Source organism: Photobacterium frigidiphilum, from assembly GCF_003025615.1.
In the GTDB taxonomy this organism is placed as follows: Bacteria; Pseudomonadota; Gammaproteobacteria; order Enterobacterales; family Vibrionaceae; genus Photobacterium; species Photobacterium frigidiphilum.
The window spans coordinates 61,352-76,162 of record NZ_PYMJ01000013.1; the positions used below are offsets into that span (position 1 = coordinate 61,352).

General features: G+C 41.0%; 14 protein-coding genes and 1 tRNA gene. 3 read left to right on the forward strand and 12 right to left on the reverse strand.

Annotated elements, in window-relative coordinates:
* Window positions 1-179 precede the first annotated feature (179 nt).
* Window positions 180-271, reverse strand: a tRNA-Sec gene (locus C9J12_RS14250).
* Between the two features lie 346 nt (window positions 272-617).
* Here C9J12_RS14250 and C9J12_RS14255 point away from each other — a divergent pair.
* Window positions 618-1,040: a GrdX family protein gene (locus C9J12_RS14255; RefSeq protein ID WP_107243324.1), complete on the forward strand. Its 423-nt coding sequence runs from the start codon at window positions 618-620 to the stop codon at window positions 1,038-1,040.
* A 103-nt stretch (window positions 1,041-1,143) separates the two neighbouring features.
* Here the strand turns inward: C9J12_RS14255 and C9J12_RS14260 are convergent, their stop codons facing one another.
* The 9 genes from C9J12_RS14260 to trxB all read right to left on the reverse strand — a co-directional run bounded on the left by C9J12_RS14260 (window position 1,144) and on the right by trxB (window position 10,465).
* Window positions 1,144-2,442 (reverse strand): glycine/betaine/sarcosine/D-proline family reductase selenoprotein B, encoded by a 1,299-nt coding sequence (locus tag C9J12_RS14260; RefSeq protein WP_107243325.1) that lies wholly within the window; start codon window positions 2,440-2,442, stop codon window positions 1,144-1,146.
* Between the two features lie 13 nt (window positions 2,443-2,455).
* Window positions 2,456-3,748, reverse strand: coding sequence for a glycine/sarcosine/betaine reductase component B subunit (locus tag C9J12_RS14265; RefSeq protein ID WP_107243326.1), 1,293 nt, complete (start codon window positions 3,746-3,748; stop codon window positions 2,456-2,458).
* A gap of 72 nt (window positions 3,749-3,820) precedes the next feature.
* Entirely contained in the window at window positions 3,821-4,867 is a 1,047-nt protein-coding gene (selD, locus tag C9J12_RS14270; protein WP_107243327.1) for a selenide, water dikinase SelD, read from the reverse strand.
* Window positions 4,868-5,002: 135 nt separating this feature from the next.
* Entirely contained in the window at window positions 5,003-6,199 is a 1,197-nt protein-coding gene (grdD, locus tag C9J12_RS14275; protein ID WP_107243328.1) for a glycine/sarcosine/betaine reductase complex component C subunit alpha, read from the reverse strand.
* Window positions 6,200-6,211: 12 nt separating this feature from the next.
* On the reverse strand, window positions 6,212-7,747 hold the full coding sequence (grdC, locus tag C9J12_RS14280) for a glycine/sarcosine/betaine reductase complex component C subunit beta (protein WP_107243329.1): 1,536 nt from the start codon (window positions 7,745-7,747) through the stop codon (window positions 6,212-6,214).
* A 105-nt stretch (window positions 7,748-7,852) separates the two neighbouring features.
* A complete protein-coding gene (grdA, locus tag C9J12_RS14285) occupies window positions 7,853-8,317 on the reverse strand; it encodes a glycine/sarcosine/betaine reductase complex selenoprotein A (protein WP_081450095.1) in 465 nt (154 codons plus the stop codon).
* Window positions 8,318-8,331: 14 nt separating this feature from the next.
* Complete coding sequence (gene grdA / locus C9J12_RS14290) at window positions 8,332-8,817, reverse strand: glycine/sarcosine/betaine reductase complex selenoprotein A (RefSeq protein WP_081450071.1); 486 nt, start codon at window positions 8,815-8,817, stop codon at window positions 8,332-8,334.
* 100 nt (window positions 8,818-8,917) lie between these two features.
* Window positions 8,918-9,244, reverse strand: a complete 327-nt coding sequence (gene trxA, locus C9J12_RS14295) for a thioredoxin TrxA (protein WP_107243330.1) — start codon at window positions 9,242-9,244, stop codon at window positions 8,918-8,920.
* A 9-nt stretch (window positions 9,245-9,253) separates the two neighbouring features.
* Entirely contained in the window at window positions 9,254-10,465 is a 1,212-nt protein-coding gene (trxB, locus tag C9J12_RS14300; protein WP_107243331.1) for a thioredoxin-disulfide reductase, read from the reverse strand.
* A 984-nt stretch (window positions 10,466-11,449) separates the two neighbouring features.
* Between trxB and C9J12_RS14305 the strand changes: the two genes are divergently transcribed.
* Window positions 11,450-12,862, forward strand: a complete 1,413-nt coding sequence (locus tag C9J12_RS14305; protein ID WP_107243332.1) for an aminopeptidase — start codon at window positions 11,450-11,452, stop codon at window positions 12,860-12,862.
* A gap of 210 nt (window positions 12,863-13,072) precedes the next feature.
* Here the strand turns inward: C9J12_RS14305 and C9J12_RS14310 are convergent, their stop codons facing one another.
* Window positions 13,073-13,429: a DsrE/DsrF/TusD sulfur relay family protein gene (locus C9J12_RS14310; RefSeq protein ID WP_107243333.1), complete on the reverse strand. Its 357-nt coding sequence runs from the start codon at window positions 13,427-13,429 to the stop codon at window positions 13,073-13,075.
* A gap of 135 nt (window positions 13,430-13,564) precedes the next feature.
* Between C9J12_RS14310 and C9J12_RS14315 the strand changes: the two genes are divergently transcribed.
* A complete protein-coding gene (locus C9J12_RS14315) occupies window positions 13,565-14,356 on the forward strand; it encodes a TOBE domain-containing protein (RefSeq protein ID WP_107243334.1) in 792 nt (263 codons plus the stop codon).
* 34 nt (window positions 14,357-14,390) lie between these two features.
* On the opposite strand, the gene C9J12_RS30960 is transcribed toward C9J12_RS14315, so the two are convergent.
* Window positions 14,391-14,654, reverse strand: coding sequence for a hypothetical protein (locus C9J12_RS30960; protein ID WP_193944671.1), 264 nt, complete (start codon window positions 14,652-14,654; stop codon window positions 14,391-14,393).
* Window positions 14,655-14,811 lie beyond the last annotated feature (157 nt).

The window sequence follows — 14,811 nt, forward strand, 5'->3', positions numbered from 1 at the left end:
AGTATTTAAAATAGACGATATAATACTGAATCGAAGACTGTGAACGGTGTCATTTAAGACTACACCATGCCACCTCTCCTCTTTAGGAAGAATAAAATATACATAATTTTTACTCTATGCGTATTTTAATAATTGATTGGTTTTTTATTTAAATAGTAAAAATTAAAACTATAAAAATTTGGCGGAAGGAGCAGGAATCGAACCTGCCAAAGCCTATTCAGCTCACGTCGGTTTTGAAGACCGGGAGGGCCACCAGACCCCATCCACTTCCGTATTTCGATGAGGTAAATATACAGACTAAGCTGATGATTTAGAAGATATAAAACACAAAACCGTGACTTCATAGCCAAAGATAGTAAATGCCTGATTTTATTTCTATTTTAGCCTACTGAGTAACATTTTTAATGTGCGACTTAATGTACTCGCCATTGCATATAAACACCGATTTAAACTGTCAAAAACAAGCCATTAACACATAGCAATCATTATAGTTACCACATTAAAAAAACAGCGTGTAAATCCGTCGATTTTATATAAAACAAGACATGACAACACAACATATCTCGTCGTATATTTTATAATTAAAGGTAAGTTACTTATATATTAGGAGTATAATCTTGCGATTAGATAAGTTTGAAATAATTACGAACAACCCTTTAGTTTGCAAAACGATCAGTCGTATCAATCATACTCAAGAAAACACATTGTATGATGTGTTAACTGTCGCTAGAGATCGTATTCATCTTGGTGCCAAAATAATTTCACACCCATTAGCTGGCAGCGTAAAGCCGCATGAAACGCCTTATCGAAGTATTATATTAAGTAATTCCAGTGACGAACTTGATTTCCAATCACTGAATACGCTTGAACAAGCGATTGAGCGCTACCAAGTGCTGTGTAAAAACAACCCCGATCATTTAACACAGACATCAGCAAACATTGTTGAGCGTTACGAGGAAAAGAAACGCAATGATTTCCAGCTTATTGATTGCCAGCTGATCAAATCAAGCTTGAGTTCATTTGGTTTACATCTGGACTAAGTCTTTTCATTTTATGATTTGAATGTTTTTTTTCTTAATCTACACCTACAAAAAGACCTGCAGCTGCAGGTCTTTTTTTATCTACTGTATAATTTACATTTACTTAGAACACAGTTTGTTCTGAAATCTCAGTTTGAAGTGCCACTAATGATTTCTCAACAATTTGACGGCGATTATACAACTCTTCTTCAGGTTGCATCGCTGGGTTACCCAATGGATATGGGATCGCAATTGCTGGAACAATACGGTTAGCACCTACTGTTTTAGAGATAGGAACTACTGTTGCTATGTGAACTACAGGCATTACTTTTTCGATTTCTTTAACCATCGTTGCGCCGCAACGTGTGCAAGTGCCTCAAGTGGAGGTGAATATAGCGGCAGTCACCCCTGCTTGTTGTAGTTTCATCGCAATTTCTGCGCCATATTCTTTTGACTTAGCAACCGCAGTACCGTTACCGACGGTGCTGTAGAATATGTTGTGCAGGCTACCAATAACACCTTCGCGTTCCATATCGCGTAATACATCAACAGGTAAAACACGGTTCGGGTTATCGTTACATGCAACAGGGTCATAACCACCATGTGCTGTTTCATGTGTTGCACACGTTATTGTGTCTAACCCTTCAATGCTGTACTCACCGTACTTTGATGCACTTGATGATTCGATATGGTCAGGGTTACCTTTTGGTACCACACCACCCGATGTCACCAAGGCAATTTTAGCTTGGCTTAATAGCCCAATTGCTGGTTGAGGGTCTACACGGTCGAATACCGGCATTGGGTATTCTGTCGTAAACTCAGGACCCGCAAGTTTAGCAATCAATAAATCAACCGCTCGCGTTGCACCACGCTTTTCAGCAAAGTAGTTCACACGAATACCGCGAGGCATGTAGCCTTCATCCGCAGGATCGCCTAACTCACCGTCGGTTTCAATAAAGCGATTGATCAATTTCACCATTGCAGGAATAGCTTGGCGCATACTTGCTGCGCTGTTACCTGTTTCCGCAATATAAGCATATTGACCAAATAACTCGTAGCCTGGGTTTTCAACGTACATGCCTGAAATAGTTTTTATACCCATTTCATGAGCAACTTTCGCTACCGTACCACAAGCCATACCATAACGACCGGCGTTAAAGGCAGGACCAGCAACAACAAGATCTGGCTTTAGTTGCGTCAAAATTTCTTTCAAGCTGTGGCAGCAAAGGCTTTCATTTTCGTTTAGGTATGAATCACCGCAAATAATGGTATGCGTGACTTCTGCTTTGTCTTTCAACATCGTATTGATTTGAGAACCAACACCCACAGAACCTTCAACCACTTCCATTGGAATGTGGGCCATTTCTTCGCCACCCTTTTGGGCAAAAAACTGGTTCAAATAATAAACAACTCTAAGTGTCATCTGACTATCCTCTTTAACAGGCTTTGGTTGTTAGGAAATGGAAACCTAACTCGCTTGTCGCGCCGATAATGGCTTGAAGTTCAACCGTAATCGAACCATCTTCTTGTAAGCTTCCGTTAAAGCCACCAGCAACGATATCTGCATAGCGATCATAACCGATAACACGGTTCATCGCTGGCAACGTAATTAGCTGGTTAGCATTACCGTTTGTTATAACAGCATCTGCACTCTTATGTGAATCAGCAAGTGATTGGCTTTCACCGTTTTGTCCTGCGTATTCATCGGTTAACAGTACAGTTTGGATTCCTGCTGCTTCAAGTTTTGAACAGTTCATCATTAAGTCAGCATCTGGGTTACCAAAGCCTTCTTCACTGACGATTGCTGCATCCCAACCCATTTGCTTAGCAAGCTTAACCACAAAGTTAGAGGAGCGTTCTTTGTCACGTAATGTGACATTTTCGTTAGTCACAATCACACCCATGAAGTTGTAATCAACACCATGGTGGCGATATAAATCATAAATTACTGGGCTGTTCTGGTGTACATAACTGGTGTTTTTATCACAAGCCGATACACAGTTACCGCTGATGATTGCCCCATCCATGACTTCAGTTGGGTACATCAATGTTGGTAAAATACCTTTCACATCTACGCCGTAGTAGTAGGTATCATGCAGTAAGCCTTGGCTTTGTAGCATGTACACGTAACCGACTTTAGGCAATGTAGGATGTTGTGCCGCTTGCTCTAGCAATGGCTTGGTTTCGTACGTTTCGATTTCATCAGGTGTAATGTGCTCACCCAACTTACCAATCCAACGCCCTGCTTCTAACCCAACAAGACGAACAACGGCTTCATGATCATACTGGTTACAGCTTTCTTCCACTTCACATTGAATAACTAGGTTCAATGTTCTTGAGAAAGGGGTGAATTCTGCACCCGGACCGCTCATGTCGATGATGCCTTCTTGGAAACCAACGATTTCACCCGTTGTTACCACTGCCATACCTTTTAATACATGGGTACGACCTTCACCAACCATGGTTTCTTCACCCAGATGACGACCTGGGAAAATCTCACCACCGCCAGACACTTTTACACGAGGTTCAATGGCATCTTTCACTGGCATAATACGGGTACTATCACCAGGTTTTGCAATGCTTAGCTCTATAGAACGAATACGGTGGTCTAATTCACACAAGTAACCTTTCAGTGCGTGCTCATCAATTACGACCGTGTTTTCTTTAATTTCACTGGTTGACCCAAAAGCCAAATCGCGAATATTAATATTGCCTAATTCGAGTTTCATTTGTTTCTCCAAACAAGCGTCCATTGGGGGAAGTCTGTCGCCTTCACAATCTGTGTATCAAAAAGCGGTACATCAAGAAACTTTGATGCCACTTCCTGATTCGGCGTATCCAACCACCCAACATGATTCTCCAGTATTGCTAAATTCAAGTAATAAGGATTCGAGACAATCTTTGGGTACTGTTGCTAGCAAACCGCCAGAGGTTTCTGGGCAGCATAATTTTTGTTGCCAGCTTTCATCTAATTCAGGTGCAAACTCAATATCATCTTTATAGGCTTCAAGGTTACGGTTAGCGCCACCAGGGAAAATACCTTGTGCTGCGTAATCTTCTGCCCCCAATAAAAACGGCACTTGGTCAGCAATGAAATGCATGCATACATCGCTTTTTTCTGCCATTTCTAGGGCGTGGCCTAGCAATGAATAACCGGTTATATCAGTACATGCTTTAATCGGGTACTTAACAAAAATCTGAGCCGCATTGCGATTGAGTTTTTTCATACTGTCGGTTGACGTTTGAATCGACTCTTGGCTCGCTTTGCCTCGTTTGGCTGCGGTAGAAATTACGCCAGTACCTAAAGGTTTCGTCAGTACTAATACATCTCCGCTTTCAACAGCGGCTTTGGTTTGCACTTTTGATGGATGAATCATACCCATAACCGATAAACCAAATTTTGGTTCATCGTCTTCCACTGTGTGGCCACCAACCAGTACTGCTCCAGCTTCACGGACTTTATCCGCACCGCCTTTCAGTATCTGGCCAACAACCTCTTGTGGAAGATCGACTGGGACGCAAAAAATATTCATCGCTAATGTTACTTGTCCGCCCATGGCGTACACATCACTTAATGCATTTGCCGCAGCAATCGCACCAAAGTCGTAAGGGTCATCAACAATTGGAGTAAAGAAATCCAATGTTTGAATAACCGCAACATCATCGTTGATTTTATAAACGGCAGCATCGTCACTTACCGCCAGCCCAACCATTAAGTTAGGGTAATCTTGTTCGGGAAACAGGGGTGAAATGGTCTGCAGAACCTGCGCCATGGCCTTAGGGCCTATTTTGGCCGCTCACCCTGCTTTTTTGGTCATCTGCGTTAGACGCACAGCTTTATCTGTCATCTCTAATTTCCTTAGAAGTGGACGGTAAGAGCGCATACCGTTAATTCAATCAATGTTTTGCGCTCAGCGTATGTTTTGATTCTTATCGCGTTTTATCTAATGCTTTATCTAGTGTGTTTATCGCTAAATAAAGCCTTATAAATATTTCGCTTCTACCAATTTGGCTTTAGCGGCTTCTTTATCTTCTTTGGCGACCAGAATAATGGGGCCTGTACATCCCATACCCGTACGGGCAAAAATGTTCATTTTCCATAACACCTGACAAGCATCTTCAATCTCTAAAATATCAATGCCGCCAATATCGGTATCTGTCACTTTTTCAGGTGGGGCAATAACATCAGCCTTAACATCTGATTTAGTGTCAGTAGCAACAGGTTGCTTGTATTTATTAACTAAGTTATTAATGCCAGCTAATGATGCAGCTTCCCATTCCTCATTCACTCGCTTCATTACCTCTCCCTTTGCTGCATCTGCGCATAAGCGGATTGCGCCAGCAACAACAGGAGCACCAGAAGCGCGTGAAATAATGCTAACTAATTGCCCATCAGCACAGCCATCTTTGCTCAGCCCTGGTCCATAACCAAAGCCAGAAGCTTCAAAGCTACCGCCAGTGGTAAAAGATGAGAACATCTTCATCAGTAAGTTGCCGGTTAAGCTGTCTGTAACCATGACATCCGGTGTGCCGCGTAATAAATCATTACCACGCATTGCAATACCACCATCAGCCCTAGACGAGTCAGCAAAATGAATATCATAACCAGCCTGTTGCAGCTCTTTTAAGCCACGTTCACACTGGGCTGCACCGTCAATATTCAACACACCAACACTTGGTTTTTCAATACCACTCGCTTTCGCTAATGCAATACCGTAAATAGTATTTTTTAACAACGCAGCTTGGCGATTCGTGTCTGATGTACCGGTAGTTGAAGCGATAAACATTTCACGACCAGTACCAGGTGTAACAACTTTGCCCATCGTGCTCACCCCTAACGGGAAGGCATAATGAAGCGTCACACAACCATCAATTTGTTTATCGCTAAATAACTGTTCCATCACTTGATGACATTCAGTTAAATTACTTGCTGGATGATGTTCAAACGCACCCGCTTGATCACCACCAATTAAGACAAGCTCGATATCGCTATATTGACGTGATACAAGTTGCGCACCATGAAGCAATTCAGCTTCACCTAACTCGCTACCAATAAGCGTTAAGCCAATACGGGTTTTACGATCACATTGCCCAGACAATAAGCCATCAGCCATCGCACTAAAGGTATCGGAAAGTTGTTGGTTTATGTTTTGATTGCCTTGTTGATTGGCATTTTGCATAACAACCTCCAATCACTTATTAGCGTTAAGTAAGTTTTCTGCAACGTCACGCATTGCTTGCGCCACAATTTGCTTCACTTGTGCTTCATCGAATTGCGCAGCTTGTTTGCCAGTGTTTTTCTGAACCACAAAGCTCAAGCCATCGAACAAGTTGGTCATACGACCTAAGAACAAGCTACCTTTACCAACCATCATGAAGTTATTAATTTCGCCGCTCATGATCATGTCACGACCGAAGCCTAAGAAAGGCACGCCCGATGGAATATGACCTTGTGTAGGTGCGAAACCTGTCATGCCATGCTCTTTTACAAAATCAAGTAACTGCGTACGCTCTAGCTGTCCTTCTTTCACAGCTAACGCGGCAATCATTTTGTAATTAGACTCAGGTACATTACCTGCGCCTGCGGGTTTGGTAATTTCTGGGTTTTGCATTTCAACAGAATATTTATCGATATCTGTCATTGCCATGCCCGCATCTTTCAACGGTTTAGCAATCAATGCAGTCATCACAGCTTGCGGTGATGAACCCGTACCAATCTGATGGCGACCAACAATGTCGGTATTGATCATTGGGCTAACACCGTCATTTTCACTGACGACACAAGCAAAACCGGCAAGGCAATCTTCTAGCACTGGCATGTTATTTTTCACATGGTCACGGCCGTTCATGCCCAATTTGGCAACAGCACCACCAGCAACAACCATGACATTTTTGAAAATACCCGCTTTCACGAGTGCAGCGGCCAATGTCATTGCATGAGCAGGTGCTGCGCAGAAACCACGCACATCTGAGCCCGTTGCCAAAACACAACCCGCGCTTTCACCAATCGCTTTAGCAAAGTTACCGCCACCACGTTGGTTGATATCGCCACATGCTTCTTCTGAACATTCGATAATGTAGTCGATGTCAGCCACATCAATGCCTTGGCGTTTCAGGTTCATTGCAGACATGACACCTGATGCTTTGGTACATAGATTTTCAAGCATGATATGGGCAGAAAGGTTTTCATCTTCATCGTGTGCAGCTTTCACACAACCGATAATTTCACCATTAAGCATTAACACTTCAGCTTGGTGAGATTCATGTAAAGCAAGTACTTCATCACGCGTAATCAGCTGATGACCCGCTAATAAATCAGTATCGCCGTATAAGGCGTGATGACAAACTTGGCTGTGGTACTTTTCAATAAATTCAGCGGTAAAGCACACCAAATTAAACACATCAACGTGGCTTAACATGGCGTAGAAATGTTCTTGCGAGTAAATTTCGCCGTATTTGCCTTCTGCAGCTGTTGATTCTTTAATATCAAACCAAGGCTGAGGTAAATCAGATAATTGTTGGGGAGTAATATTGCCGATATAACATTGGTTTGCGGGGTAACTCACGACGTCAGAAAATGGACGAAGGTGTGTACCTATATTGGTTAAATAATTATCTTGAGGATCATTTTTAGCACGAGCAGCAACTTGTGCTGAGCCATTGTTAATCAAGATATCAGGTGTATGAGCCAATACATAGCTCACCCCTTTAATAACTGCGTATCCCATTGTCACTCCTGCATCCGAGCCGGATATGAGATTCGAGCCTGTCGTCAGACTCGAATCGGTATTGATGAGAAGATATCAAGCTGACTTATCAGCTCGATGTGGCCTTTATGCTTCTACGGGTTCTTCGCGGTATTGTTGCATTTCCGCTTTAATCGCATCTACATCCAGTACCATTTCCATCATCCCAATCTGTTCTTCATAAACAGCTGGGTCGACAGCTTCTTTTATTGCGTCTTCAACCACGTGGTAACAAGAAAGTCCTAACTGGACTCCCGCCAATGGTCCTGCAAAAGTCGGATCACCTGTGGTGACAGTTTCACACGCGAGCCCAGAAGCTTCTGCTTCTGCACCACCAAGAATAACTATTACATTCTCGGCGCCGAACTCGTCGGCGAGTGCTTTAATCCGTTTTTGATTTTCAAGATCCATTGCGCCTGCGCTAGTTCAGACGAAACATTCTGTTGTAGAGAAAGCAACATGAGCACCGGTGGTCTTTATACAAGCTTCAATTGCTTGACCAGGTATGCCGTCGCGGTCTCCAAGAATGATCGCTGTTTTGGTAGCAAACACTTCTTTATTCACAATTACACCTCAGCTTCTGCTAAAACATACTTCCCAAATTGCTCACGATACCCTTTGATCTCTGCAATGATTGCATCAACATCAAGTACCATTTCCATCATGCCTATCTGCTCGTCATAGACGTCAGCATCAACATTATTTTTTATTTCCGGCTCAACCACATGATAACAAGAGAGTCCTAACTGGACTCCGGCTAACGGACCGGCAAAAGTAGGATCACCGTTGGTTACGGTTTCACAAGCAAGGCCTGAAGCTTCCGCTTCTGCGCCGCCAAGTACGATGAGAATATTTTCTGCACCAAACTCTTCAGCAAAACCTTTGATCCTCTTCTGGTTTTCCAGATCCATAGCACCTGCGCTGGTTCAGACGAAACACTCGGTAGTAGAGAACAAAACATGGGCACCAGCAGACTTAATACAAGCTTCGATTGCCTGTCCTGGTATTCCATCTCTGTCTCCTAAGATAATAACTTTCTTATCTTTGAGCATCGTTAACTCCGAAGGATTACAGATTACTAACTTACGTTGTAGTCAATTGCTTGATACAACCCCATTTTTACAAGCTGCTGATTTTATGAGTTATTACTGACTATGCTTGTTCACAAACAAAGCTTTCAATAGCATTCACAATATCTTCAACTTCTAATTCTTCACCAGAAAGGTGCGTTTGTTTCTCACCATTTTTGTAAAACACAAACGAAGGTAAACCCATCACTTTCTGTGCCATAGCCAAACGACGATTACCTTGAATGTTCAATTTACAGAACTTCATTTGCTCGCTGTATTTCGCTTCCATTTCAACCACATCGGGCATTAGCTCTTTACAACGTACGCAGCTTTCGCTCCAGAAATCGACCATCACAATGCCATCGACATTGACTTCAGAATCGAAATTCTCTTTGGTAAGTTCGATCATTGCTTTTCCTTAATACAAAGTTTCTAACTCATTTAGATCCTTAACATTTACACGCTTGGCTTCCTGCCCAGCGTCGAATCGAATAACAACCGGTATTTCAGATACATTAAACTGCTTAGCAATTTTCTGATTTTTGAAGATATCGATTGTGACAACGTTCTTACCAGCTTGACCTTTATTGTGTGTCTCTAGCTGATTGATAACATCAATACTGTCTTGGTTTTGTGGCGCCCAGAATGCAACCAATGCGGTGCCATCAAAATCGACAACTGCTTTACGCCAGTTATCTTCTTCTTCAATGTAACGGTCGGCAGCAACAGCAGCTACTGCACCATCACCCGCAGCAGTAACGACCTGTCGCAAGAATTTTTCAGTCACATCACCGACAGCATAAATACCGGGAATATTGGTCTCTTGCTTATCATTGGTCACAATGTAACCATGAGAATTCAAGTCAACCTGCCCTTTAATGAAGTCAGTTTTAGGCACTGTACCGACAAACATGAATACACCATCAGATTCGATATGGCTGATCTCACCAGTTTTAATGTTCTTCACATTGACGCCATTCACTAGCTCGTCGCCAGTGATTTCGTCTAATACTGAATTCCATACAAAATTGATTTTATCGTTAGCAAAAGCTTGTTCTTGAGCGGTGCGATCTGCTGCTAAAATACCGTGATCACGACGTACAATCATGGTGATTTTATTGACAAACTTGGTGAGGAAAAGGGATTCTTCAACAGCGGTATTACCCGAGCCAACAACCACAATATCCAGTTCTTCGAAGAAGTCAGCATCACAGGTTGCGCAATACGATACACCTTTACCACGGAATTCATTTTCACCCGGTACACCAAGAATCAATGGCGAGGCACCAGTGGCAATAATGATGCTTTTTGCCTGAAATACTTCACCCTTAGTGGTGGTTAAGGTTTTTAGGTAACCATCATCAGCAACGTCAATTTTATTCACAATACCTTTAGTGAATTCAACGCCGAATTTGTCACAGTGAGCACGGAATGCATCCATTAACTCTGGGCCCGTAGCAGACAGAATACCCGGATAGTTTTCCACCTCATCAGTTGTTGCTGCTTGACCACCCGCTTTACGTTTTTCTTCAATAATAAGCGTTTTCATTTTGCCACGAGCAGCATAAACACCGGCTGACATTCCGCCAGCACCACCGCCAATAATAATTACATCATAAAGCTCAGACATACCTTCACCGGTTTTAATTTAAAGCCTAATTTAATAGAAGCATTAAGTTTTTTGCTTAATGACTTCACCGAATTCGATCATCAAAAAAATAAGTATTGGTAGTAGCATTCGACATGACATTAAGCTAACCATTAAATACAACCCGAAATTAAAACTGGTGAATAATATTTCACACAATATTCAAAACGAAGAATAATATTCAATACACATAAGAAAACGTTACTAACACCTAACGATATCCCTCTAGCTTTAATATTAATTTCGTATCGATTTTATTGACTACACACCAACCTCTTACCAAGAATTGTGATTATAAATAGTAATCACTGTTTTTTTGTGACCAAAATCCGACTCCAGAATAAAACCCTATAAAAAGACAAAAAATATGACATTCAGCGCATAACGATATACATACCTTCACACTATATGTTTCATAACCCCTTAATTTATAGTTAGTTATGTGTTATTTTTGTTAATGGGTTTATGCATAAATGCGATAGAATATAATTCTAAAATTAGAAATGACTTTGTTTGTTTTTTTAAGCTTACTAATTTTTAATGTCCAAAATTAAAACCTCACACTTTTGGATTAGATTTACTAATACCAAAAATTAAAAAATATACCCTAATATAAAAAGAGATATAGAGAGGAAAATAAAAACCAGTGAAACATGAAATAAAAGATTAAAACATCATCATAACTCATGATATTGATCAGACTTGATGTACATCTTTACGCTGTCAACATTCCAATAAATGCCTTATTCACAGCGCAGTTAATGCTTGTAAATATCTATTTGGATGTAAATTAAAAGCTTAAGCTTTAATTAACCTGGTTATAAAAAGCAATATTTCACTATTGATAAACAAGTCACTTTAAAAGTGTGCTTTTTTATTAAATAAAACGATAATGCTCACACTTTAAATTTATTCCTTAATGCTAACCTCCCCACCGAAAACATCGATAACTTTCGGAGTGAAGCAATGGAAACGCTGCAATATACCAATGGCTGGCTTAACCTCAATGAAGATCGTATTAATGAGATCAATCAATTTTGTGAAGACTATAAACATTTCCTGAATAAAGGAAAAACTGAGCGTCAATGCGTCGCACTCTGTGTTAAACAGGCCGAAGAAAAGGGATTTCGTCCCATCTCTGAATTCAAACAATTAAACCCTGGCGATAAAGTCTACTTCGTAAACCGTAAAAAGAACGTCGCATTAGTTGTTGTAGGTAAACAACCAATCAGTGATGGTATTCGTTATGTAGTTTCTCATATTGATTCACCTCGTTTAGATTTAAAACCTAGCCCGATATATGAAAAGAGTGAACTCGCGTTAATGCGTACCCATTATTATGGCGGGATCAAGAAATACCAATGGGCCTCACGCCCTCTTGCATTGCATGGCATTGTTGCAACCAAGTCAGGACGAAATGTCGATATCGTCATCGGTGAGGATCCTCAAGATCCTGTCTTTACCATTCCAGATTTATTGCCTCACCTCGATAAAAAAGTACAGCGCGAGCGTACAGCAGCAGAAGTCCTAAAAGGTGAAGAACTGCAGATTATTGTTGGTTCTATACCAATGGAAGTGAATGACGACAAAATTAAAGACAAAGTGAAGCATCATATTTTAACCAAGTTATTTGAAAAATATGAAATTTCAGAACCAGATTTTATCTCTGCTGAACTAATGCTTGTACCCGCAGGTGAAGCTCGCGATGTCGGTATCGATGGGGGCTTATTAGGCGCGTACGGCCAAGATGATCGTATTTGTGCTTTTACATCATTAGAAGCGATTTTCGATATTGCAGTACCAGAACAAACTGCAGTCTGCTTCTTAGTGGATAAAGAAGAAATTGGCTCGTCAGGTTCAACAGGGCTCGAATCTCGCTATCTTGAATACTTTACTGGCGAACTTCTTATACGCCAACTTGGTAATCAATATAACGATCAAATGATGCGTCGTTGTTTATGGCAATCTTATGCTCTTTCTTCAGATGTAAATGCTGGCTTAAATCCATTATTTGAATCGGTTCATGATGTACAAAATGCCTCGAAGCTAGGCTATGGCTTGGTTTTAACCAAATACACAGGTCACGGTGGTAAAGCGGGTTCAAACGATGCTGATGCCGAGTATGTCGCTGCATTACGCCGCATGTTTGATGATAAAGAAATCAAGTGGCAATCAGGCTTATTAGGCAAAGTCGACGAAGGTGGTGGCGGTACCGTGGCTAAATATCTGGCGCATTATGGCATTAATACCATAGATGCAGGAGCGGCACTGCTTTCAATGCATTCACCGTTTGAACTTTCCTCTAAGTTTGACATTCATGAGCTCTACAAAGCCTATAAAGTTTTCTTTATTGATTCAATAAAGCCAACTGAATATTAAAAATGACATAGATTGTTAAGCCAAGGTGCCTACTAATCTATTAATAAACAGTGAATTGATAAAAGAAGAATTGATAAGCGGTAAATTGATAAGCAAGTAATTGATAAGAAAAATAAAGTCACGCTCAAAAAAGTAAACAAAAACATAATTAGAAACAAGAAGCTAAAAAGATAGCCTCATTGCATTGCAAAATGCTTTGAGGCTTTTCTTTTAAAAACTAACCACTTTATCGGCATTCAATGTCCATAAAGACAAATCATCCAGCGTGCCAATTTCTGCCCCTTCGAGCAAAGGTAAATCAGTCATACCACGCGCATCGGTACATGTTTTACACAGTTTTACTTGTGCACCTTGCGCCAATAAAATATCCAGCATTTGCTGAATATTGTAACCTTCACTTGGCTTCTGCTTCACTAACGCGCAGCTTACAGAATCTGACATAAGAAAAATCTGCAATTGTATTGCTTCATACTCTTGTTCGTTTAAATTGATTGCTAACCGTAATGCATTGAAAGAACGTTCTGAACCGTACGGCGCTTCATTCAGAATAAAGAGAATATTTTGCATGGTTGTTACTCGCTAAAAGGTAGCTTAGACATAAAACAATAATTGCTTTATACATTGTGCGGTATACTTTACGCCAAGTTGAACCTTAGCGTTCTGATTTAGCTCTAGTTTTTAATCAAAGGTACACATTTAGCAATGATGGATTTTGACGCGCTTCTTACCCTTTCTACAAACGGTAAAACCTTTGCCAATCCCCGACGTGTGGCTTTGCTCAAGGCAGTGCACGCTACAGGTTCAATTAGCCAAGGAGCTAAACAAGCAGGTATCAGTTATAAAGCCGCTTTCGATGCGATTAAAGACATGAATAGTCGATCGCAAGAACCACTGGTCACCAGTGAGAAAGGGGGAAAAGGTGGTGGTGGGGCTGCCTTAACGCATTTTGGAGAACGATTAGTACAAATGTATGAGTTGCTCGATAAGATTCAAGATATGGGCTTAAAAGCACTCAACGATGAAAATGCCCCACTCCATAGTTTGCTGGGTATTATGTCGAAGTTTTCTTTGCAAACGAGCGCTCGAAATCAATTGTTTGGCACAATCTGTGATATTCAACGCTATGAATTACATGATTTAGTCATTATTCAACTCGCTGGTAAGCATCGTATTTCTGCCACGATCACGCATGGCAGTACAGTGAGGCTACAGTTAGCTATTGGGAAAGATGTGGTTGCGCTGATCAAGGGGCCATCCATCACTGTTTTTAACGAGCAAGCATCAAAACTTGATTACGATAATCAGTTGAAAGGCACTATAAAAGCGATTAACCGGGATAAGACATCAGCAGAAATTACGGTTGGTTTAGGTGAGTCTGATGAAGTATGTGCATTAGTCGATAATGATAACCTCATTGAAACAAACACAAACATCAATACGCAGATCTATGCATGCTTCCATTCAACTCAAGTGATTATTGCCACCATGTGTTAATGCTCAGTGGAGCATTAACTTATCCAGCTTGGTATTAATTAGGGAACTCTAAAACACACATTTGCAACGGTGGGCTGTAGTTTTTGCCTTCCAATAGGCAGTCGGTAAAATGCTTGTAGTCTTCATATTGCAAAATACCTAACAGCACCACAGAGATAAGCATACCGACCATAGAAATGCGCATTAACCATTTCTTTTTTGTCTTCAACGAGAATAAAAATGCGATGACAGACACAGGAGCAAGCGATAATAGAAAAAACCATGTATTCATCGACAAAGCGATCATGACAAACTGCATTCCATTCAAGAACTGTTAAGGATTGTGATGGTAAGTCTTTTCCATCTATGAATTCAAAGGTATTCGTGTTTTTTTGCAAAGCTTTACAAAACACTGACAAAGATGAATCTACATTCATCGCCATCTTGTAACGTAATAGTGACAACTTCCGTTCTTC